This is a genomic window from Enterobacter sp. ku-bf2 (assembly GCF_001742765.1).
Classification (GTDB): Bacteria; Pseudomonadota; Gammaproteobacteria; order Enterobacterales; family Enterobacteriaceae; genus Enterobacter; species Enterobacter quasiroggenkampii.
In genome coordinates, this window is the sequence record NZ_MDVW01000004.1 from 48581 (window position 1) to 71350 (window position 22770).

Annotated in this window: 21 protein-coding genes; 12 read left to right on the top strand and 9 right to left on the bottom strand. The window is 57.1% G+C overall.

Annotated features, from left to right (window positions below; genetic code table 11):
• Window positions 1–86: 86 nt before the first annotated feature.
• Window positions 87–2210 carry an alpha-galactosidase gene (locus BFG58_RS10330; RefSeq protein WP_069719779.1) on the top strand — a complete coding sequence of 708 codons (2124 nt, stop codon included), beginning with the start codon at window positions 87–89 and terminating at the stop codon, window positions 2208–2210.
• Between the two features lie 44 nt (window positions 2211–2254).
• Complete coding sequence (locus BFG58_RS10335; protein ID WP_048226833.1) at window positions 2255–3532, top strand: MFS transporter; 1278 nt, start codon at window positions 2255–2257, stop codon at window positions 3530–3532.
• Here the strand turns inward: BFG58_RS10335 and rhaM are convergent.
• The 5 genes from rhaM to rhaB all read right to left on the bottom strand — a co-directional run bounded on the left by rhaM (window position 3520) and on the right by rhaB (window position 8672).
• A complete protein-coding gene (gene rhaM, locus BFG58_RS10340; RefSeq protein WP_069719780.1) occupies window positions 3520–3834 on the bottom strand; it encodes an L-rhamnose mutarotase in 315 nt (104 codons plus the stop codon). The genes BFG58_RS10335 and rhaM overlap by 13 nt on opposite strands.
• Window positions 3831–4979: a lactaldehyde reductase gene (fucO, locus tag BFG58_RS10345; protein WP_069719781.1), complete on the bottom strand. Its 1149-nt coding sequence runs from the start codon at window positions 4977–4979 to the stop codon at window positions 3831–3833. Before fucO ends, rhaM begins: the two co-directional genes overlap by 4 nt.
• A 41-nt stretch (window positions 4980–5020) precedes the next feature.
• Window positions 5021–5851 carry a rhamnulose-1-phosphate aldolase gene (gene rhaD, locus BFG58_RS10350; protein ID WP_048028382.1) on the bottom strand — a complete coding sequence of 277 codons (831 nt, stop codon included), beginning with the start codon at window positions 5849–5851 and terminating at the stop codon, window positions 5021–5023.
• A 95-nt stretch (window positions 5852–5946) separates the two neighbouring features.
• Window positions 5947–7206 (bottom strand): L-rhamnose isomerase, encoded by a 1260-nt coding sequence (rhaA, locus tag BFG58_RS10355; protein WP_045909105.1) that lies wholly within the window; start codon window positions 7204–7206, stop codon window positions 5947–5949.
• The gene (gene rhaB, locus BFG58_RS10360) at window positions 7203–8672 is read right to left on the bottom strand and encodes a rhamnulokinase (protein ID WP_069719782.1); all 1470 of its coding nucleotides are present in this window, start codon (window positions 8670–8672) and stop codon (window positions 7203–7205) included. Before rhaB ends, rhaA begins: the two co-directional genes overlap by 4 nt.
• A gap of 301 nt (window positions 8673–8973) precedes the next feature.
• Between rhaB and rhaS the strand changes: the two genes are divergently transcribed.
• Together rhaS and rhaR are read left to right on the top strand one after the other, a co-directional pair.
• Window positions 8974–9810 carry an HTH-type transcriptional activator RhaS gene (gene rhaS, locus BFG58_RS10370; RefSeq protein ID WP_069719783.1) on the top strand — a complete coding sequence of 279 codons (837 nt, stop codon included), beginning with the start codon at window positions 8974–8976 and terminating at the stop codon, window positions 9808–9810.
• Window positions 9811–9883: 73 nt separating this feature from the next.
• Window positions 9884–10732: an HTH-type transcriptional activator RhaR gene (rhaR, locus tag BFG58_RS10375; protein ID WP_045909109.1), complete on the top strand. Its 849-nt coding sequence runs from the start codon at window positions 9884–9886 to the stop codon at window positions 10730–10732.
• Here rhaR and rhaT read toward each other — a convergent pair whose 3' ends face one another.
• Window positions 10733–11767, bottom strand: coding sequence for an L-rhamnose/proton symporter RhaT (gene rhaT / locus BFG58_RS10380; protein WP_069719784.1), 1035 nt, complete (start codon window positions 11765–11767; stop codon window positions 10733–10735). It lies immediately after the preceding gene.
• A 288-nt stretch (window positions 11768–12055) separates the two neighbouring features.
• Here rhaT and sodA point away from each other — a divergent pair, with 288 nt between their 5' ends.
• Together sodA and yiiM are read left to right on the top strand one after the other, a co-directional pair.
• Window positions 12056–12676 carry a superoxide dismutase [Mn] gene (gene sodA / locus BFG58_RS10385; RefSeq protein ID WP_003861999.1) on the top strand — a complete coding sequence of 207 codons (621 nt, stop codon included), beginning with the start codon at window positions 12056–12058 and terminating at the stop codon, window positions 12674–12676.
• A 71-nt stretch (window positions 12677–12747) separates the two neighbouring features.
• Window positions 12748–13422, top strand: a complete 675-nt coding sequence (gene yiiM, locus BFG58_RS10390) for a 6-hydroxyaminopurine reductase (protein WP_069719785.1) — start codon at window positions 12748–12750, stop codon at window positions 13420–13422.
• Window positions 13423–13475: 53 nt separating this feature from the next.
• Here yiiM and cpxA read toward each other — a convergent pair whose 3' ends face one another.
• Together cpxA and cpxR are read right to left on the bottom strand one after the other, a co-directional pair.
• On the bottom strand, window positions 13476–14849 hold the full coding sequence (cpxA, locus tag BFG58_RS10395; RefSeq protein ID WP_014885717.1) for an envelope stress sensor histidine kinase CpxA: 1374 nt from the start codon (window positions 14847–14849) through the stop codon (window positions 13476–13478).
• Complete coding sequence (cpxR, locus tag BFG58_RS10400) at window positions 14846–15544, bottom strand: envelope stress response regulator transcription factor CpxR (protein WP_006179159.1); 699 nt, start codon at window positions 15542–15544, stop codon at window positions 14846–14848. Before cpxR ends, cpxA begins: the two co-directional genes overlap by 4 nt.
• 150 nt (window positions 15545–15694) lie before the next feature.
• Between cpxR and cpxP the strand changes: the two genes are divergently transcribed.
• From cpxP to BFG58_RS10430, 6 genes are all read left to right on the top strand, one after another.
• Window positions 15695–16201, top strand: a complete 507-nt coding sequence (gene cpxP / locus BFG58_RS10405; RefSeq protein ID WP_045909112.1) for a cell-envelope stress modulator CpxP — start codon at window positions 15695–15697, stop codon at window positions 16199–16201.
• 153 nt (window positions 16202–16354) lie between these two features.
• Entirely contained in the window at window positions 16355–17248 is an 894-nt protein-coding gene (gene fieF, locus BFG58_RS10410) for a CDF family cation-efflux transporter FieF (protein ID WP_045909114.1), read from the top strand.
• Window positions 17249–17422: 174 nt separating this feature from the next.
• Window positions 17423–18385 carry a 6-phosphofructokinase gene (pfkA, locus tag BFG58_RS10415; protein WP_008501816.1) on the top strand — a complete coding sequence of 321 codons (963 nt, stop codon included), beginning with the start codon at window positions 17423–17425 and terminating at the stop codon, window positions 18383–18385.
• Window positions 18386–18594: 209 nt separating this feature from the next.
• A complete protein-coding gene (locus tag BFG58_RS10420) occupies window positions 18595–19584 on the top strand; it encodes a sulfate ABC transporter substrate-binding protein (RefSeq protein ID WP_024909198.1) in 990 nt (329 codons plus the stop codon).
• 107 nt (window positions 19585–19691) lie between these two features.
• A complete protein-coding gene (locus BFG58_RS10425) occupies window positions 19692–20435 on the top strand; it encodes a CDP-diacylglycerol diphosphatase (protein ID WP_048226875.1) in 744 nt (247 codons plus the stop codon).
• A 73-nt stretch (window positions 20436–20508) separates the two neighbouring features.
• A complete protein-coding gene (locus tag BFG58_RS10430; RefSeq protein WP_069719786.1) occupies window positions 20509–21813 on the top strand; it encodes an SLC13 family permease in 1305 nt (434 codons plus the stop codon).
• Between the two features lie 81 nt (window positions 21814–21894).
• On the opposite strand, the gene tpiA is transcribed toward BFG58_RS10430, so the two are convergent.
• Window positions 21895–22662 carry a triose-phosphate isomerase gene (gene tpiA / locus BFG58_RS10435; protein WP_003862019.1) on the bottom strand — a complete coding sequence of 256 codons (768 nt, stop codon included), beginning with the start codon at window positions 22660–22662 and terminating at the stop codon, window positions 21895–21897.
• Between the last annotated feature and the right edge of the window lie 108 nt (window positions 22663–22770).

The following is a 22770-nucleotide window of genomic DNA, read 5'->3' on the forward strand; positions in this document are numbered from 1 at the left end:
GCCGATCACAGAACCGAAACGTTTTGGTTTGTATCCGAAACGTTTCGGATCAACACTCAGATCATCCCGATGACAGGAGATGTCTGATGCAAGATTCCGTTTTACGTCTCGAAACCACGACGGTAGACGTGGTGATTAAAACCCATCCGTTCGCCGAAATTCTCTACTGGGGGCCTCACCTTCGGAACTTTTCGCCGCAGGATGTTGCTCTGCTCGCGCGTCCTGTTGCCAACGGCAGGCTTGACGTCGACTCCCCGGTCACGCTGATGGCCGAGCTGGGGCACGGCCTGTTTGGCTCGCCGGGCATTGAGGGGCATCGCCAGGGGCTGGACGGTTCCCCGGTGTTCAAAACCACCCAGGTGCAGCAGGGCGTAAATACCTTGACGATAACCGCCGAAGATGAGCATGCGGGACTGCGCCTGACCAGCGAGCTGGCGCTGGATGCCAGCGGCGTACTGGTGGTTCGTCACGGTTTAACGAATCTGAAAGCGATCCCCTGGCAGGTGGACCGTTTCGCCGTCACGCTGCCGGTGGCCGAGCGCGCGCAGGAAGTGATGGCCTTCCACGGACGCTGGATCCGTGAATTCCAGCCGCACCGCGTAAAGCTTGAACACGACAGCTTCGTGATTGAAAACCGCCGGGGTAAAACCTCCCACGAGCACTTCCCGGCACTGATTGCCGGTACGCCGTCGTTCAGCGAAATGCAGGGTGACGTCTGGGGCGTGCATCTGGGCTGGAGCGGTAATCACCGCCTGCGCGCGGAAGCGAAAACCGATGGTCGTCGCTACCTGCAGGCCGAAGCGCTCTACCTGCCGGGTGAAATGGCGGTTGAGGAGGGCGATACGCTCTGGACGCCGCGCCTGTATGCCAGCTACTCCACGCAGGGTCTGAACGGCATGAGCCAGCCGTTCCATCGCTACCTGCGCAACAACGTCATCCGCTTCCCGGAAAACAAACCGCGCCCGGTGCACCTCAATACCTGGGAAGGGATCTACTTCAACCACGATCCGGACTACATCATGCGCATGGCCGATGAGGCTGCCGCCCTGGGCGTTGAGCGCTTCATCATTGATGACGGCTGGTTCAAAGGCCGTAATGACGACCATGCCGCGCTGGGCGACTGGTATCTGGATGAGAAAAAATACCCGAACGGCCTGACGCCGGTGATCGACCACGTCAAGCGGCTCGGCATGGAGTTTGGCATCTGGGTAGAGCCGGAGATGATCAATCCGGATTCCGATTTGTACCGCGCGCATCCTGACTGGGTACTGGCGCTGCCGGGCTATCCCCAGGCGACCGGACGACACCAGCTGGTGCTCAATCTCAACATCCCGGAGGCCTTTGATTACCTGGTGGAGCGCATGAGCTGGCTGCTGGGCGAGCATGCGGTCGACTACGTGAAGTGGGACATGAACCGCGAGCTGGTGCAGCCGGGACACAACGGTAAAGCCGCTGCCGACGCGCAGACCCGCCAGTTTTACCGCCTGCTGGACGTGCTGGGCGAGCGCTTCCCGCATATTGAGTTTGAATCGTGCTCCTCCGGCGGTGGGCGCATTGATTATGAGGTACTGACCCGCAGCCATCGCTTCTGGGCGTCCGACAACAACGACGCGCTGGAGCGCAGCACCATCCAGCGCGGCATGAGCTACTTCTTCCCGCCGGAGGTGATGGGCGCGCATATCGGTCATCATAAATGTCACGCCACCTTCCGCCAGCATAGCATCCAGTTTCGCGGCTTGACGGCCCTGTTTGGCCATATGGGGCTGGAGCTGGATCCGCTCACCGTGGACGCACAGGAGCGCGAAGGCTATCGCCATTACGCCGCGCTGCACAAGCAGTGGCGAGAGGTGATCCACCATGGTACCCAGTGGCGTATTGATATGCCGGATGCCACCACGCTGGCGCAAGGGATGGTGAGCGAAGATAAGGCGCAGGGGCTGTTTATGGTCAGCCAGCTCGCGATGCCGGATTACAGCCTGATGATGCCGCTGCGCATGGCGGGGCTGGAGGCTAGCGCGCGGTACCGCGTCATGCTGCTCGATCACCCGAATATTCAGATTACGGGCGAGGGAGGGCACACCATGCGCAAGCTGCCAGCGTGGATGGAAACGCCGCAAACGGTGAGCGGCGAGTGGCTGATGCAGGCGGGCATTGCGCTGCCGATTCTGGATCCGGAAACCGCCGTTCTGATTGGCGTTGAACGCGTGTAAAGGTGACGGGCCGGGCAGCCGGCCCTCCGTTGAGGATAAAAATAATGAACACAACAACCTGTACCCACAAAGACAACCCTAACTTCTGGATCTTCGGGCTGTTCTTCTTTCTCTACTTCTTCATCATGGCCACCTGCTTTCCGTTCCTGCCGATTTGGCTGTCGGACATCATCGGCCTGAATAAAACCCATACCGGGATTGTCTTCTCCTGCATCTCGCTGTCGGCCATCGCGTTCCAGCCGCTACTGGGCGTTATTTCGGACAAGCTGGGGCTGAAAAAACACCTTCTGTGGATCATCGCGGTGCTGCTGGTTCTGTTCGCACCGTTCTTCCTGTACGTCTTCGCGCCGCTGCTGAAAGCCAATATCTGGCTGGGCGCGCTGAGCGGCGGGCTGTATATCGGTTTTGTATTTTCGGCCGGATCGGGGGCGATTGAGGCCTACATCGAACGCGTGAGCCGCAACAGCTTCTTTGAATACGGCAAGGCGCGGATGTTTGGCTGTCTCGGTTGGGGCTTGTGCGCCTCCACGGGCGGCATCCTGTTCGGCATCGATCCGTCGTATGTTTTCTGGATGGGATCGGGAGCGGCATTGCTGCTGATGCTGCTGCTGGTGGTCGCGAAGCCGAAGCCCAACCAGACGGCGCAGGTCATGAATGCCCTGGGCGCGAACCAGCCGCAAATCACCGCAAAAACCGTGTTCAACCTGTTCCGCCAGCGCAGAATGTGGATGTTTATCCTCTACGTGATTGGCGTGGCCTGCGTGTATGACGTTTTCGATCAGCAGTTTGCCACCTTCTTTAAAACCTTCTTCGCCACGCCGCAGGAGGGGACCCGCGCCTTTGGTTTCGCAACGACTGCCGGGGAGATTTGTAATGCCATCATTATGTTCTGTTCGCCGTGGATCATTAACCGCATCGGCGCGAAGAACACGCTGCTGATCGCCGGGGTGATTATGGCGACGCGCATTATCGGCTCGTCGTTCGCCACCACTGCCGTGGAGGTGATTGCCCTCAAGATGCTGCACGCGCTGGAAGTCCCGTTCCTGCTGGTGGGCGCCTTCAAGTACATCACCGGGGTGTTTGATACCCGACTGTCGGCGACTATCTATCTGATCGGCTTCCAGTTTGCCAAACAGTCGGCGGCGATTATTCTCTCCGCTTTTGCCGGGAATATGTATGACCGGATCGGCTTCCAGGAGACGTATCTGATGCTGGGCTGTTTCGTGCTGGCGATTACGGTGGTGTCGGCGTTTACGCTGAGCAGCAGGCAGGAGATTGCCGCCGCCGCGGGGGCGGCAGCGCTAACGCATCAGTCCAGGTAAAAGACCTCTTTAAGTTCCGCACTCACCGGGCTGTTATCCGGGTTCGACGGCATGACGTCGCCCATATGTTTCCACCAGCGCTGGCAGACGTCGGTATTCGCTACCGCGTTCCAGCGCTCCTCCGATTCAATCTCCACGGTCGCAAACAGCAGGTTACGGGCTTTGTCGAGATAAATGGCGTAGTGGTGAGCGCCGTGGTCTTTCAGCACCGCTTCAAGCTCGGGCCAAATTGGATTGTGGCGACGCGCGTACTCCTCGTGCGCATCCGGGTTCACCTGCATCACAAACGCTTTGCGGATCATAATGCCTCCAGATAGAGCTCGCGGACTTCATCGCGGCTGGCGGTGCGCGGATTGCATGGCGCACACGGATCCGCGAGGGCTTTATCCAGCCAGCCTTCGATATCGGCTTGAGTGACGCCGAGCTGGCTGAAGCCCGCAGGAATGCCGACGCGAGCGCTCAGGTCGCGAATCGCCTGAATGGCGGACATGCTGGCGGCTTCATCACTCATGCCGCGGGTATCGACGCCCATCGCCTGCGCCACGCGGGCGAAGCGGGTGATTGCGTTCGGACGGTTAAAGCTTTCGACGATCGGCAGCAGAATGGCGTTGCACACGCCGTGCGGCAGGTTATGCGTCGCGCCCGGCTGGTGCGCCAGGGCGTGTACCAGACCCAGACCCGCACTGTTAAACGCCATGCCCGCCAGATACTGGCCAAACGCCATCTGCTCGCGCGCCTCAAGGTTATGACCGTTATCAACCGCTTCCGGCAGCCACAGGTTGATCAGGCGAATCGCCTCCAGCGCGTTGGCATCGGTCAGCGGGTGCGCGCCAACGGACACATAGGCTTCAATGGCGTGGGTTAATGCGTCCATACCGGTTGCGGCGGTCACGGAGGCCGGAATATCCAGCATGACGCTGGCATCGTCCACGGCGATATCCGGGATGATGTTCGGGTCGATGATCACCTCTTTCACCTGACGCGCGGAGTCGATGATCACCGCATTACTGGTCATCTCCGCCGCCGTCCCTGCGGTGGTGTTGATCGCCACCAGCGGCACCCCCGCATTTTTCACCTTGCCGACGCCGGAATAATCGGTTGACGGGCCGGGGTTAGCGGTGAGGATTTTAATCGCCTTGGCGGTATCAATCGGGCTGCCGCCGCCAAAGGCAATGACGTAATCACACTCCGCGTCCCGGTAAGCCGAAAATCCTTTTTGCACCAGCGCTTCTGTTGGGTTCGGGAACACCTCATCGAACAGGTGATACGACATCTGATGGACGTCCAGCGCGGTAAACAGGCTGTCGAGCAGACCCAGCTTCACCAACTGGCCGTCGGTGACAATCAGCGCTTTTCCCCACTGCTTGTTCGCTACCAGATTGACCATATCGCCGATTGCGCCCGCGCCGTGAAGGCTGATTTTTGGAAGCGCCAACATAAAGCTCATGATAATTCTCCTTAACGATCAACGTTTGTCCTGCAAAGGCGTTATGCGTATAAATCCAGCGCGGATTGCAGCGGGCTCACGCCAAAGCGCTTGCCGAGGGCGATGAGCGCTTCCCGGGGAATGGTCTGCTTCATGCCGCCCATGGCGTACACCTTCACCAGCACTTCCGCTGATTTCTCAGCGGTGTCGATCAGGCCAAAGGTTTCATCCAGCGTTGGACCGCTGCCGAACACGCCGTGGAACGGCCATAGCACCAGAGAATGTTTTTGCATATCAACGGCGGTTGCCTGGCCGATTTCGTCGGTACCCGGTACCATCCACGGCAGAATGCCCACGCCATCCGGGAATACCACCAGACACTCGGTACTGCCTTCCCAGAGCTTGCGGGTGATGACATCGGCGCTGTTTTCCAGCACGTAGGTCAGGGCGATCAGGTTGGTGGCGTGGCAGTGCATGATCACGCGGTCCTTGCCATTGGTCGCCTTGATGCGCTCGCAGTGGGAGAGGAAGTGCGCCGGCAGTTCGGAGGTGGGCACCGCTTCATCCGTCAGCCCCCACAGAATGTGGTAACCCGCGCCGTCGCTGTCCACTTTCACCACGCCGAGGTTGGCCTCCGGGTCGAGCTGGACGTTACGGAAAAACTTGCCGGAACCGGTGACGATAAACGGCGTGTTGGCGAGCAGCGGCATCGGCTGGCTCAGCGCGATATAGCGCGGCTTCGCGTGGAAATCGGCCGCGAAAGGTTCGATATCCGCGTCGTCCAGGCGCAGCGTCAGGTTGCCGCCGTTGCGCTCGTCCCAGCCTTTCAGCCAGGCGTCGGAGGTGGCTTTGATCATGCCCTGGACGAACCAGGAGTGGGTGATAGTCTGCATACTGTGGTTCCTTTGAAAATGCCGGGTGGCGCTACGCTTACCCGGCCTACTCTTACCTGTAGACCCGGCAGGCAACGTGCTGCCGGGCGATGTTTTTACTGACGAGCGGCGAGAACGTCTTTCTCATACGCCCGCACGTTGTTCAGCCACTGGCTGCCCGCTGGGGCATCGTTACGCTGGCAGTACATCTCCCACACTGCCTGCCACGGCAGGGATTTCTGCTCTTCCAGCAGCGCCAGACGTGCGGTGTAGTCACCGTTAGCCTCCAGCTGTTTCAGCGTGGCGACAGGCTCCAGCAACGCGCGCAGCAGGGCTTTCTTCATATTGCGGGTGCCGATAACCCACGCCGCGATGCGGTTGATGGAGGCATCGAAGAAGTCGAGGCCGATGTGTACGCGGTCAAAGAGGTCGTGGCGGATGATTTCGCTGGCAATCGCCTGGGTTTCGTCATCCAGCAGCACCACGTGGTCGCTGTCCCAGCGCACCGGACGGCTGACGTGCAGCAGCAGACGCGGCACGTAGAGCATGGCGGCGGAGATTTTGTCGGAAATCACTTCGGTCGGGTGGAAGTGGCCAGCATCCAGACACAGCGCGGTCTGGCGGCTGGTGGCGTAACCCATATAGAACTCGTTCGAGCCCACGGTATAGCTCTCGGCGCCTATACCGAACAGCTTGCTCTCGACGGCGTCGATGTGGTGCGCCGGGTCCAGCTTCTCGCTGAGAGCCTCATCCAGCGCGGCCAGCAGGCGCTGGCGCGGAGCCAGACGATCGACGGTGATATCCTTCATGCCGTCCGGGATCCAGATGTTCATCACCGACGGCGTGCCGAGCTGCTCGCCGAAATACGCCGAAACGCGGCGGCTGGCCTTCACGTGATCGATCCAGAACTGGCGGATGTCGTTGTCCGCGTGGGCGAGAGTAAAACCGTCCGCACTCAGCGGATGTGAGAAGCAGGACGGGTTAAAGTCCAGGCCCAGCCTGTTGGTTTTGGCCCACTCTACCCAGTTCTTAAAGTGTTCCGGTTTGATTTCGTTGCGCGCCACCGGCTCATCGGATTCGAGATAGATTGCATGCAGATTCAGGCGCTTTGGCCCCGGGATCAGGCTCAGCGCCAGTTCAAGGTCGGCGCGCAGTTCGGTCGCGTTGCGCGCTTTGCCTGGATAGTTACCCGTGGCCTGAATACCCCCTGTCAGGGAACCGCCTGGGTTCTCGAAGCCAGCGACGTCATCGCCCTGCCAGCAGTGCATGGAGACGGGCAGACGGTCGAGCTGGCGCAGCGCCTCTTCGACATCCACGCCGACGGCGGCGAAACGCTGTTTAGCCAGATCCCAGGCTTGTTCTAATTGAGTTGTCATGCACAAAGCTCCTTAGTCAGTCGGTTTTGCTGAAACTGCGCGCGAAAGCGAGCAATTTCATGGCAGGGATTGGGTGTGAAGGTGGTCAGACTGGCGTTCGCCGTCACCACCGAACGGAAGTCGTCAACGTTGGAAAGTTCGTCCAGAGTCATCAGCTGAATGCCGATATTGCCGAGCGTGGAGGCCTCCACGGGACCTGCCACCACGGTGATGCCGCAGGCATCGGCGCAGAGCTGGTTCAGCAGCTGGTTCTGGCAGCCGCCGCCCACGATATGCAGCTGGCTGAAGGGTTTTCCGCGAAGGCTCGCCAGCTCGCTGAGGATGTCGGCATACAGCAGGGCGAGGCTGTCAAAAATGCAGCGCGCCAGTTCGGGAGGGCTGGACGGCACCGGCTGCCCGACCTCGACGCAGGCGGCCTGAATTTCGGCGCTCATGTGCGCCGGATTGATAAAGCGCTCATCGTTCGGGTTGATCAGGAACGTGCAGGCCTTCAGCTTCTCGGTTTCGGCGATAAGCGCAGGCAGGTCGGTAATATTCTGTTCTTTCAGTACCCGCTGGAGCAGCCACAGCCCCATGATGTTTTTCAGTACGCGGTAGCGGCCTTCGGCACCCCCTTCGTTGGTAATGTTTGCGGCCATGGCAGTATCGCTGGCGTACGGGGTTTTGCTCTCAAAGCCCATCAGCGACCAGGTACCGGACGAGAGGTAAGCCGCGTCTTTGCTCGCAAGTGGGGAAGCAATCACCGCGCTGGCGGTATCGTGGCTGGCGACGGCAACGACAGGAATTGCGTTCCCCTGTGGGCAAATCCAGTTACCGATCACATTACCCGGGTGGGTTGGTGTACCGAACCAGGAAGGCGACGCTCCCGTCCAGGCCAGCAGATGTTCATCCCAGTTATCCGAGTTGATGTTGACCAACTGCGTGGTGGTGGCGTTGGTATATTCCCAGTTCATGTTGCCGGTCAGGCGGTAGCTCAGGTAGTCCGGGATTAGCAGCGCATGGGCCACGTCCGCCACCAGCTCTGGCTGTTGCTCGACCAAAGCGCGTAGCTGATAAAGCGTGTTAAACGGCAGAAACTGAATGCCGCTTCGTCTGTAGATGTTGTCCTTGCCTAGCTGGGCGATAGCGTGCGCCATCAGGCCGTCGGTGCGGTTGTCGCGATAAGAAACCGGCAAACCGACGCGTTCGCCATGGCTATCAAGCAGAACGTAGTCCACGCCCCAGGTATCAATGCCGATGCTGTCGATGCGAATACCATCGTTGCAGACGTTGTTCAGTCCGATACGGATCTCCGCCTCCAGGGCATCGATATCCCAGGCAACAAAGCCGTCCTGCTTTTGCAGGCAGTTGGCGAAACGGTGCATTTCGCGAAGCGCAAGCGTGTGCTGCTCACGGTCCCAGCTCGCGAGCATTACGCGACCGCTGGATGCGCCTAAATCGACAGCCACACAATGGCGAAAAGTCATAGTCGGGTCCTTTCTTAAGTCATTAGCGGTGAGTGTAAAAAAGGGAAGAAAATGTCACCTTCTCACCACTGACAGGCCAAATCTCGCGCTGGCAAGAAAGCAAAGGTGAATGTGAGGGAGTTCACAGTTTCCAGTGGTGGCGGGATTTTCAGGCAGTGTGACGCTGACCGCATTTCCCGATCTTTCCCCCTGTTTCTTGAAAAATGGACAGCTTTTGCGAGGTTTACTGCCAAAAATTGAAGGTGAGTGCGGAAGGCCTTAATTACTATTTTGAGAACATTTTTCATTGGTGGAGGCCGTTATGACCGTACTGCACAGCGTGGATTTTTTTCCTTCAGGAGGGGCGCCTGTCGCGATTGAGCCACGGCTTCCTCAGGCCGCGTTCCCGGAGCATCACCATGATTTTCATGAAATTGTGATTGTTGAGCGCGGGACAGGTATTCATGTCTTCAATGGCCAGCCTTATACCATCAGCGGCGGTACGGTGTGCTTCGTGCGCGACCACGATCGGCACCTGTATGAGCATACCGACAACCTGTATCTGACGAATGTGCTCTACCGTTCCCCGGATGCGTTCCAGTTTCTTTCGCGGCTGAATCAGCTGTTGCCCCAGGAGCAAGACGGACACTATCCGTCGCACTGGCGCGTGAATCAGTCCACCCTGCAGCAGGTGCGTCAGCTGGTGGAGCAAATGGAGAAGAGCGAGGACGGGGGGGAGACGCACGCCATTGCCACGCGCGAACTGCTGTTTATGCAGCTTCTGGTGCTGCTGCGCCGCAGCAGCCTGCTGGAAGGGCTGGAAGATAACAACGCGCGCCTGAACCATCTGATGGCCTGGCTGGAAGATCATTTCGCTGAGGATGTCTGCTGGGAAACGCTTGCGGATGATTTTTCACTGTCGCTGCGCACCCTACATCGCCAGCTTAAACAGCATACCGGTATGACGCCGCAGCGATATCTCAACCGTCTGCGCCTGATCAAAGCGCGTCATCTTTTACGTCATACCGACGAAAGCGTCACGGATATCGCCTATTGCTGCGGTTTTGGCGACAGCAATCACTTTTCAACGCTGTTTCGCCGGGAATTTAACTGGTCGCCGCGTGATATTCGTCAGGGGAAAGACGCGATGCTTCAGTAACGCGAGGGCAGTCACCGTTTTATTTCCGCAAAAAAGCTAATAGTGTCAGGTTATTCGGTGTAGAGGTCGTGGTGTGGCTGCTCAGTTAATCCTTCGCAAAGATGATTTTTATGCCTCCGCGAGCCAGGCCGTGACGGTGGCCGACCGCTACCCGCAAGATGTCTTTGCCGAACATACCCACGAGTTTTGCGAGCTGGTGCTGGTATGGCGCGGTAACGGCCTGCACATCCTCAACGACCGTCCCTACCGCATCACGCGCGGAGATCTGTTCTACATTCGCGCGGAGGATAAGCATTCCTACGCCTCGGTTAATGACCTGGTGCTGCAGAACGTTATTTACTGTCCGGACAGGCTCAGGCTTAACGTAGACTGGGCCGCAAGCATCCCGGGTTTTCTTGATGCTAAGGGTTCTCCGCACTGGCGCTTAAGCAGTAACGGCATGGCTCAGGTACGGCAGGTTATTTCTCAACTGGAGCAGGAGAGCCAGAAGAACGACCCCGTTTCTAACCAGCTAGCGGAGTTGCTTTTCGCTCAGTTGGTGGTGACGTTAAAGCGCCATCGTTACGCCACTGATAACCCCTCTGCCACGACGCAGGAAGCGCTACTGGATAAGCTCATCACCACGCTTGCGGGCAGCCTGAATAAAAACTTTATACTGGAGAAATTCTGCGAGCAGGAGCAGTGCAGCGAGCGCGCGTTGCGCCAGCAGTTCCGCACCCTGACCGGGATGACGGTCAACCACTATCTGCGCCAGCTGCGCATCTGCCATGCACAATATCTCCTGCAGCATACGGAGTGGATGGTCAGTGATGTGGCGATGTGCTGCGGCTTTGAAGACAGTAACTACTTTTCAGTGGTGTTTAATCGTGAGGTGGGGATGACGCCGGTACAGTGGCGTCATCGCAGTCGAAAGGGGTCGTGATCAGTTTGCCATGCCGAGCCCAACGATATTGGCAGCGATAATGATCACCACGCAGCCGAGGCTCAGTACGCCAACCGGACGATGTCCGGCGTTCTTCCACTCTTTCAGCACCAGACCGACCAGCCCGCCACACAGTACGTAGAAACTCATGTGCAGCATCCAGCTGACGTAGTCGTATTGCACAGGAATGCTGGCATGGCCCCAGGCGTAGAAGAAAAACTGTAAATACCACATCAGGCCGCCGAGCGCGGAGAGTAACACGTTGGTGATGATAAGCGATGTTGCCAGCGAGAAGTCGGTTTTTACCGACAGGTTTTTCACTTTTGCGAGACGAATGAAGCAGAAGCCCAGGTTAACCATCGCGCCGCCACCCATAATCACGACATAGCTTGGCAGCGCAACATACAGTGGATCGACGCCCAGCGCGGCGGCGGCTTCATGCATAGGCCTGGCAGCATTCATCGCGAACGACATACCGGCCGAGAAGATGCCGCACATCACCGCCAGCAGCAGACCTTTCTTCAGGTTAAAATCTTCGGCTTTAATGCCCATCTTGCGCTCTTTCAGCTGCCCCGCGCGAGTCACAATTCCTACGCCAACGACCGCCACCAGCACGCCCAGGAGCGTCATCCGCCCACCCTGAGTATTAATAAGCACCTCGACGTTGCCGTTGAGAACTGGCGTCATCAGGGTTCCGACGATCAGCGTAATGCCAATCGCGATACCAATGCCCATCGACATGCCGAGATAGCGCATGGTGAGGCCATAGTTGATGTTACCGACGCCCCACATCGCGCCGAACAGGAACACCGGCAGCAGGGTGGAGGCGCTGAAGGAGGAGAAGTAGCCCCAGAAATCGGGCAGCAGCATGGCGCTAATGGTCCAGGGCAAAATCAGCCAGGACACGACCCCGCCAACGGACCACATGGTTTCCCATGACCAGCCTCTCACCTTTTTAAACGGAGCATAGAAACAGGCTGCACTGGCAGCGCCTATCAAATGCCAGAAGATACCCATCGTAATCGCATGATTCATTTTTACACCCTCATCGTTTTTATCGTCAGTGGCTTCTCTTCGACTTGAGGAGTGTAAAAATTAGGCAGTCCGGGAACCTTCAGAAGGTTGCCGCACAGGTGTTCTGGATGGCAATCAGCACGTTAACCGCGTGAGCAGACTCACATTTCCGCTATTAATCGAAAACTGAATAACCTTATAAAAACTACGGCATTGATAATCATTTTCAATATCATTTAATTAACTATAATGAACCAACTGCTTACGCGGCATTAACAGCTGTGCCGCCCGACAATAATGGAGAGGATTATGAGTTATACACTGCCATCCCTGCCGTATGCCTACGACGCACTGGAACCGCATTTCGACAAGCAGACGATGGAAATCCATCACACTAAACACCACCAGACCTACGTGAACAACGCGAACGCCGCGCTGGAAAGCCTGCCAGAGTTCGCTAACCTGCCTGTTGAAGAGCTGATCACCAAGCTGGACCAGCTGCCAGCGGACAAGAAAACCGTGCTGCGTAACAACGCGGGCGGCCACGCAAACCACAGCCTGTTCTGGAAAGGCCTGAAGACCGGTACCACCCTGCAGGGCGACCTGAAAGCGGCTATCGAGCGCGACTTCGGTTCTGTTGACAACTTCAAAGCGGAATTCGAAAAAGCCGCTGCAACCCGCTTCGGCTCCGGCTGGGCGTGGCTGGTGCTGAAAGGTGACAAACTGGCGGTGGTTTCTACCGCGAACCAGGACTCCCCGCTGATGGGTGAAGCGATCTCTGGCGCATCCGGCTTCCCAATCCTGGGTCTGGACGTGTGGGAACACGCTTACTACCTGAAATTCCAGAACCGTCGCCCGGACTACATCAAAGCGTTCTGGGACGTGGTGAACTGGGACGAAGCAGCAGCGCGTTTCGCCGCTAAAAAATAAGGTTGCATTGACGCCTGTGAGAAGCGAGTCTGATGGCTCGCTTTTTTTGTATCTGCGTAATGGAGGCAGCGATGCATTACCCGGTGAATGTATTTACAGGCAAGGTAAGGGAGTACGACGGCAGCCGCCCGAGCGCCATCGCCAAAATTCAGGTCGACGGTGAGCTGACGTTAACCGACCTTGGGCTTGCGGGCGACGAGCAGGCCGAAAAGAAGATCCACGGTGGGCCCGAGCGCGCGCTGTGCCACTACCCGCGCGAGCACTATCAGCACTGGAAAACCGAGTTCCCCGAGCAGGCGGACCTCTTCGTCGCCCCCGCGTTTGGCGAGAATCTCTCCACCGAAGGGCTCACCGAAAAGAACGTGTTTATAGGTGATATCTACCGCTGGGGCGATGCCCTGATTCAGGTGACGCAGCCGCGCTCGCCGTGCTTCAAGCTCAACTTCCATTTCGGTATTCATGACATGTCGGCTCAGATGCAAAGCGCGGTTAAAACCGGCTGGCTGTACCGTGTAGTGCTGGCTGGGCAGGTGTCAGCGGATGCGCCGCTTGAGCTGGCATCACGCCTGAGTGAAGTGTCTGTTTACGACGCCTGCGCCATTGCCTGGCATATGCCGTTTGATGACGAGCAGTATCATCGCCTGCTGTCGGCGGCGGGGTTATCGACCAGCTGGACAAGAACGATGCAGAAGCGGCGTTTAAGCAGCAAGATCGAGGATAATTCGCGGAGGTTGTGGGGTAAATAGTCCTCTGTAAAGAGTAGGCCGGGTAAGGCGAAGCCGCCACCCGGCACTAACAGCTACGAACGCTTATACAACGGTAGCCACAGTGTTAACCGCAGCCCACCCAGCGGACTGTCATCGGCTTTCACCCATCCACGGTGCTGCTGCATGGCGGTTTCCACAATCGCCAGACCCAGTCCCGTACCGCCCGATTCCCGGTCGCGCGCTTCGTCGGTACGGTAGAACGGACGGAAAATCTGCTCGCGGTCTTCCGGGCTGACGCCAGGACCGTCGTCGTCGACAATGACGGTGATCCCGTCTTTATCCACCGAGAACGCCACCTCAATCTTCGTGTGCGAGTAGCGCAGGGCGTTACGCACGATATTCTCCAGCGCGCTTTCCAGCGTGTTGGGGTTACCGTACAGCGGCCATGGACCCGGCGGGAAGTTGACGGTGAAGGATTTGCCCATCTGCTCCGCTTCGAACGCCGCGTTATCCAGCACTTCATGCCACAGATGATTGGCTTTCACCGTTTCGCTCACCAGCGCGTTTTTCTGCTGATTGCGCGACATGACCAGCAGATCGTTGATCATGCTGTCCAGACGATGCGCTTCGGTTTCGATACGCTCCAGCTCTTTGCTCTCCCCGCTGCGGCGGCGCAGCAGCGCGGTGCCAAGCTGTAAGCGCGTAAGCGGGGTGCGCAGTTCATGCGAGATATCCGACAGCAGACGCTGTTGTGCCGTCATCATGCGATCGAGAGCGCTCACCATCTGGTTAAAACTGGTCCCGGCGGCAAGGAACTCCTGCGGTCCGGCTTCCAGTTCAGGGTGTTGTCGCAGGTTACCCTGGGCCACTTCGTCAGCCGCATTTTTCAGCTTACGGGCCGGTTTTGCCAGGCTCCACGCCAGCCATAACAGCAGCGGCGAGCTGACCAGCATAGTAACAATCAGCAGCAGGAGAGGGCGGTCAAACAGCAGGTTGATGAAGTCGGACTGGGAGCTGCTCGCGGGGCGAATCAGGTAGAGCTGATAGTTATCCTCGCCATCTCTGACGGAGAACGGCCCCACCATCTCTACGCGGCCATATTTTTTCTTCTGGGGGTGATCGGCGTTATCTGCCTGGCCAATGAAGTTGCGGATGATCTGCATTTCATTGCGATCGGCGCCAATCACGCGGCCTTCGCTGGTCACCAGCAGCAGGCGTTGTCCGGGCGGCGCCCACTTGTCGATAGCGCGAAATAGCCTGCGCCACCACATTAAATCGTTTGGCGGATCGTTTGCCAGCTCGGCTTCCACGTGCTGCTCGATCATCACGCCCTGACGTTGCTCGCTGTCGAGAAGCTCCGTCATCTGGCGTGAGTCGAGTTTTGGCAACATCAGTACGAGCATTAAAACCAGTGCCAGCGTCAGCCAGAAGATGGCGAAGATGCGGGCGGTTAAGCTTCCTATCATGAAGCGGAAACCATCAGATAACCGCGACCACGCAGGGTTTTAAACCATGGGTGACCGTCTTTACGCTCCGGCAGCTTACGGCGCAGGTTAGAGATGTGCATGTCGATGGCGCGGTCAAACGGGGTCAGACGTTTGCCCAGCACTTCCTGGCTTAAATGTTCACGCGAAACCACCTGGCCGAGGTGCTGCGCCAGAAGATACAGCAGGGTGAACTCCGTGCCGGTAAGTTCCAGCGTCTGGCCATCAAAGCTCGCTTCCTGACGGCCCGGGTTCAGGCTCAGGGAGTCGACTTCAAGGGTAGGTGAGCTATTGTCGGTATTCTGCTGCTGCTCGCTCCAGTGGGAACGACGCAGGATCGCGCGAATACGGGCGACCAGTTCGCGGTCGTTAAACGGCTTCGGTAAATAGTCGTCCGCGCCCAGTTCAAGACCGAGTACGCGATCGAGTTCGCTGCCGCGAGCGGTCAGCATGATAACGGGAGTCTGGTGTGTCTGGCGAAGCTCTTTCAACGTATCAATACCGTTTTTCTTCGGCATCATCACGTCGAGCAAAAGTAAATCGATGCTGTCGTCAAGGAGACTCAGCGCCTGCTCGCCATCATGGGCAACCAGGACGTTGAAACCTTCCATGTCGAGCAACTCCTTTAAAAGGGATGTGAGCTCTCGGTCATCATCAACTAACAGGATTTTATTCATTGTTTAAATACCTCCGAGGCAGAAATTACGACATCAAGGCTGTCTAATCCATGACTTTACGTTGTTTTACACCCCCTGACGCATGTTTGCAGCCTGAATCGTAGACTGTCTCTCGTTGAATCGCGACACGAAAGATTTTGGGAGCAAGTGATGCGCAAAGTTACCGCTGCCGTCATGGCCTCAACGCTGGCGTTCAGTGCGTTTAGCCAGGCTGCTGTAGCTATCATCAGCGATAACGGTTCCTCACAAGAGGACACAACGCAGCACAGTAGCCAAAGCCATATGTTTGACGGCATAAGTTTAACCGAACATCAGCGTCAACAGATGCGAGATCTGATGCAGAGGGCGAGACACGACCAGCCCCCTGTTAATGTTAGCGAAATGGAGACAATGCATCGCCTTGTCACCGCAGAAAATTTTGACGAAAGCGCTGTGCGCGCTCAGGCCGAAAAAATGGCACAGGAACAGGTTGCTCGCCAGGTTGAAATGGCGAAGGTCCGCAACCAGATGTTCCACCTGCTAACGCCCGAGCAGCAAGCGGTTTTGAACACCAGACATCAGCAGCGTATGGATCAGCTGCGTGAGGTTGCACGGATGCAGCGAAGCTCAGAAACGACGTTTTTCAGTAGCAATAGCAGTACCCGTAGTAACCAGTAAACCCTGTTTTCCTTGCCATAGACACCATCCCTGTCTTCCCCCACATGATGTGGGGGTTTTTTTTGTCCCGCATTCTGATTTGTTAACCGTTTATTCATCCTTCGACTCCACATGCTTCCGTTATACTAGCGGCATGACATGACAGGAGCGTTTATGAATCAATCCTATGGAAGACTGGTAAACCGGGCCGCCATGGCCGCGACGATCATGGCGTCGTGTTTGCTGGTCATTAAGGTTTTTGCGTGGTGGTATACCGGTTCGGTCAGTATTCTGGCGGCGCTGGTGGACTCGCTGGTCGATATTGCCGCCTCGCTGACCAACCTGCTGGTGGTGCGTTACTCGCTGCAGCCAGCGGATGAAGAGCACACGTTTGGGCACGGCAAAGCGGAGTCGCTGGCCGCGCTGGCGCAGAGCATGTTTATATCCGGTTCTGCGCTGTTCCTGTTTCTCACCGGCATTCAGCATCTCGTCTCGCCGACACCGATGAACGATCCCGGCGTCGGCGTCGTTGTGACGATTGTCGCGCTTATATGCACACTTGTTCTGGTAACGTTCCAGCGCTGGGTCGTTCGCAAAACGCAAAGTCAGGCTGTACGGGCGGATATGCTTCATTATCAATCTGATGTTATGATGAATGGGGCTATTCTTATTGCGCTCGGTCTGGCCTGGTATGGCTGGCATCGGGCCGATGCGTTGTTTGCGTTAGGGATTGGTATCTATATTTTATATAGCGCCCTGCGGATGGGGTATGAAGCGGTGCAATCACTGCTTGACCGCGCCCTCCCGGACTCAGAACGCAATGAAATTTTTTCTATCGTGACCGCCTGGCCCGGCGTCAGCGGTGCGCACGATCTTCGAACGCGGCAGTCAGGGCCGACCCGCTTTATTCAGATTCATATTGAAATGGAAGACAACCTGCCACTGGTTCAGGCTCACGTGATTGCTGAGCAGGTAGAGCAGGCGATTTTGCAGCGTTTTCCTGGTTCAGACGTCATCATTCACCAGGATCCCTGCTCGGTTGTACCCGGACATGTTGGGCTTTCGTAATTCGTTGTAAAAAAGTGAGCCAGGCCAGCATTTTGTGTATAAATTACCGCCATTTGGTCTGACCTGAATCAATTCAGCTGGAAGGGATTGATATACTATTTGCAGTATTCGTTGGTCGATAAGTTTCTTCCGGCAACAGATTTCAATTTTGCATTCCTAAGTTCAGAGGTAGTCATGATTAAGAAAATCGGTGTGTTGACAAGCGGCGGTGATGCGCCGGGCATGAACGCGGCAATTCGTGGGGTTGTTCGCGCGGCGCTGACGGAAGGTCTGGAAGTTTTTGGTATCTATGATGGTTACCTGGGTCTGTATGAAGACCGTATGGTTCAGCTCGACCGTTACAGCGTGTCTGACATGATCAACCGTGGCGGTACCTTCCTTGGGTCTGCACGCTTCCCGGAATTCCGTGATGAACACGTTCGTGAAGTGGCTATCGAGAACATGAAAAAACGTGGCCTGGACGCACTGGTGGTAATCGGTGGTGACGGCTCGTACATGGGTGCAAAACGTCTGACAGAAATGGGCTTCCCGTGCATCGGTCTGCCAGGCACTATCGACAACGATATCAAAGGCACCGACTACACCATCGGTTACTTCACCGCGCTGGGAACCGTTGTGGAAGCAATTGACCGCCTGCGTGACACCTCTTCTTCTCACCAGCGTATCTCTATCGTTGAAGTGATGGGGCGTTACTGCGGTGACCTGACCCTGGCTGCGGCGATTGCGGGTGGCTGTGAGTTTGTCGTGGTTCCGGAAGTGGAATTCAGCCGTGAAGATCTGGTAGCTGAAATCAAAGCGGGCATCGCGAAAGGCAAGAAACACGCGATCGTAGCTATCACCGAGCACATCTGTGACGTTGACGAGCTGGCCAAGTACATCGAAACCGAAACCAAACGTGAAACCCGTGCCACCGTACTGGGGCACATCCAGCGTGGCGGTTCCCCTGGCCCGTACGACCGTATTCTGGCGTCCCGTATGGGCGCGTACGCAATCGAACTGCTGCTGCAGGGCCACGGCGGCCGCTGCGTCGGTATTCAGAACGAGAAACTGGTTCACCATGACATCATCGACGCGATTGAAAACATGAAGCGTCCGTTCAAAGGTGACTGGCTGGACTGCGCGAAAAAACTGTACTGATTGGCTCTGTTGCCCGGTGGCGCTGCGCTTACCGGGCCTACAACAGCACGACTCGTAGGCCGGGTAAGGCGTAGCCGCCACCCGGCTTTTTTATGCGTGCACGCTTTTTTATTCCACTACGTTATAGCCAATCTTTTTTTATTCTTTAATCCTCGATTCGCTTTCTGGCACGCTGCATTCATCAAAACACTACACAAGAGAGCTGGGCGATGAATAAATGGGGCGTGGGTTTAACATTATTGCTGGCATCGACCAGCGTTCTGGCTAAGGACATCCAGTTACTGAACGTGTCATACGACCCGACGCGTGAACTGTACGAACAATACAACAAAGCGTTTGCGGCACACTGGAAACAGGAAACCGGCGACAATGTCGTGGTTCGCCAGTCTCACGGCGGTTCTGGCAAGCAGGCGACCTCCGTCATCAACGGTATCGAAGCTGACGTGGTGACCCTGGCGCTGGCCTACGATGTTGACGCGATCGCCGAGCGTGGCCGTATCGACAAAAACTGGATCAAACGCCTGCCGGATAACTCCGCGCCATACACCTCGACCATCGTTTTCCTGGTCCGTAAAGGCAACCCGAAACAGATCCATGACTGGAATGACCTGATTAAGCCAGGCGTGTCCGTCATCACCCCTAACCCGAAAAGCTCTGGCGGCGCTCGCTGGAACTACCTGGGCGCGTGGGGCTACGCGCTGCACCACAACAATGGCGACCAGGCCAAAGCGCAGGAATTCGTGAAAGCGCTGTATAAAAACGTTGAGGTGCTGGACTCCGGCGCGCGTGGCGCCACCAACACCTTCGTCGAGCGCGGGATCGGCGACGTGCTGATCGCATGGGAAAACGAAGCCCTGCTGGCCACTAACGAGCTGGGTAAAGACAAGTTCGAAATCGTGACCCCAAGCGAATCGATTCTGGCTGAGCCGACCGTCTCTGTTGTCGATAAAGTGGTTGAGAAGAAAGACACCAAAGCGGTGGCAGAAGCTTACCTGAAGTATCTCTATTCGCCAGAAGGCCAGGAAATTGCGGCGAAAAACTTCTATCGTCCACGCGATCCGGCGGTGGCGAAGAAATACGAAAGCGTCTTCCCTAAACTGAAACTCTTCACCATTGATGACGAGTTCGGCGGCTGGACGAAAGCGCAGAAAGAGCACTTCTCTAACGGCGGCACGTTCGACCAGATCAGCCAGCGCTAACCATTAGCCAATGACACGGTAACCCGGCGTGAGAAATCCGCCGGGTTTTTTATTTGGTCATCATTTTGCGTTACTCTTTTGCCTCTATTGAAAACAGGGAACGCGTTGTGAAAAAAATTATCTTATTGATCCTCATTGTCATCGCCCTTGCCGCTGGCGGCGTGTACTGGATGAAAGCGGGTAATCCGAATGCGTTGCGACATATCGTTCTCGACCAGTGCGTGCCGAATCAGATCCAGAATCGTAACCCGGCACCGTGTGCGCAGGTGAAAACGGATGCAGGCTATGTGGTCTTTAAAGACCGCAACGGGCCGCTGCAATATCTGCTGATGCCGACATATCGCATCAACGGCACCGAGAGCCCGCTGTTGACCGAAGCGCACACGCCGAACTTTTTCTGGCTGGCCTGGCAGTCGCGCAGCTTTATGACCCTGAAGCGTGGATCCGAGGTGCCCGACAGCGCCATTTCGCTGACGATTAACTCGCCGACTGGTCGCACGCAGAACCATTTTCATATTCATATCTCCTGCCTGCGCCCGGACGTGCGCGAGAAACTCAACGCCGCGCAGGGAGAAATCAGCACCCAGTGGCTGCCGCTTCCTGGCGGGCTGGAAGGGCATGAGTATCTTGCTCGTCGGGTGACGGAGAATGAGCTGGTGCAGCGCAGCCCGTTCATAATGCTGGCTGAAGAGCTGCCGGAAGCGCGCGACCATATGGGGCGCTTCGCCCTGGCGATGGCGCAGCAGTCGGATGGTTCGTTTGTGTTGCTGGCAACCGAACGTAACTTGCTGATGCTTAACCGCGCGTCCGCTGAGGAACTGCAGGATCATCAATGCGCTATTCTGAATTGACCCCACCATAAATAGCGTTTACTCGCCCTGCCTGTCGCCGTAGACTTGCTGAAAAATTCTACAGGAGACAGGTATGTCGCTCTGGTCAACGTATCCTCTGCTGGTACCCTCACTGATCGTTGGCGTCACTATCGTGCTATGGGCGACGTCGCTGTTGCCGGAATTCATCACCGCGCTGCTGTTCTTTACGGCGGCAATGACCGCGAAGATCGCCCCGCCGGAGGTGATTTTCGGCGGTTTTGCTTCGTCGGCCTTCTGGCTGGTCTTCAGCGGATTCGTGCTCGGCGTGGCGATCCGTAAAACCGGTCTGGCAGACCGGGCCGCCCGGGCGCTGTCGGCAAAGCTCACCGACTCCTGGGTATTAATGGTAGCGAGCGTGGTGCTGCTGAGCTATGCGCTGGCGTTTGTGATGCCGTCGAACATGGGACGAATTGCGCTGCTGATGCCGATTGTCGCCGCAATGGCAAAACGCGCCGGTATCGCCGACGGCACCCGCGCCTGGTTTGGTCTGGCGCTGGCGGTAGGGTTCGGGACGTTCCAGCTTTCGGCGACGATTCTGCCCGCAAACGTGCCTAACCTTGTGATGAGCGGTGCGGCGGAAGGCTCGTACGGCATCCATCTGAACTATGTCCCGTATCTGCTGCTGCACACGCCGGTGCTGGGCATTCTCAAAGGTCTGATTCTGATTGGCCTGATCTGCTGGCTTTTTCCCGGCAGCCCAAAACCGCCGAAGGAACAGGCACCGTCTGAGCCTATGGGGCGGGACGAAAAGCGTCTTGCCTGGCTGCTGGCGGTGGTGCTGGGGATGTGGGTGACGGAGAGCTGGCACGGCGTGGGGCCCGCCTGGACCGGGCTGGCGGCGTCGGTCATCGTTATGCTGCCGCGCGTTGGCTTTATCTCCGGGGAAGAATTTTCAGCGGGGGTGAATATGCGCACCTGCATTTACGTCGCGGGCATTCTTGGGCTGGCGATCGTGGTGACGCAAACCGGCATCGGAACGGCGGTGGGCGAGGCGTTGCTCCGCATTATGCCGCTGGATGCAGATAGACCGTTCACCAGTTTCCTGGCGCTGACCGGGATCACCACCGCACTCAACTTCATTATGACCGCCAACGGCGTTCCTGCGCTGTATACCACCCTGGCGCAAAGCTTCTCGGATGCGACCGGCTTCCCGCTGCTGTCGGTGATCATGATTCAGGTGCTCGGCTATTCCACGCCGCTGCTGCCGTATCAGGCGTCGCCGATCGTGGTGGCGATGGGGTTAGGAAAAGTGCCTGCCAGGGCGGGGATGGTGCTCTGTCTGGCGCTGGCGATAGCGACGTATCTGGTGCTGCTGCCGCTGGATTACCTGTGGTTTAGCCTGCTGGGACGGCTGTAAAAAAGCCCGGTGGCGCTGACGCTTACCGGGCTTACATAACCGTAGGGCGGGTTAGCGAAGCGCCACCCGCCACAAAGGCAATTACGCCTGTTTAGCCGCTTCTGCCGCTTTAACGATTACCGCGAAAGCGTCCGCTTTCAGGGATGCACCGCCAACCAGCGCGCCATCGATGTCTGGCTGGGTGAACAGCTCAGCAGCGTTAGACGCGTTAACGGAACCGCCGTACTGGATGATCACTTGCTCAGCCACTTTGGCGTCAGCTTTCGCAATGTGGTCACGGATGAATTTGTGAACCGCCTGAGCCTGCGCAGGAGTGGCTGATTTGCCGGTACCGATCGCCCAGACTGGCTCGTAAGCGATAACCGCGCCTTCGAACGCTGCTGCGCCCTGGGTTTTCAGCACAGCGTCGATCTGACGTGCGCACACTTCTTCGGTTTTACCTGCTTCGTTTTCTGCTTCAGTTTCACCGATGCACAGAACCGGGATCAGACCCTGCTCTTTCAGCACGGCGAATTTCTTCGCGATGAACTCGTCGGATTCTTTGTGGTAGGTGCGACGCTCGGAGTGGCCGATGATGATGTATTTCGCGCCGATATCTTTCAGCATTTCAGCGGAGGTTTCACCGGTGAACGCGCCAGACAGGTTAACGTCAACGTTCTGCGCGCCCAGAATGATGTGGCTGCCGTCTGCGGCACGTTTAGCCAGATCCAGATACATATCCGGCGGAGCGATAGCAACCGCGCAGCCGGTCACGCCAGCCAGCTCTTTACGCAGGTTCGCAACCAGTTCGTTTACCATGTGGCGGCTGCCGTTCAGTTTCCAGTTACCCATCACTAAAGGATGTCGCATTTCAATTCTCCACGCTCAATAAGCGAATTAAGGAATATGGCCACCCTGTCGGGCAGCATGGTCTGTGAATCAGTATAGAGATTTTCCCTCGAAAGGCTTTGCTTTTTG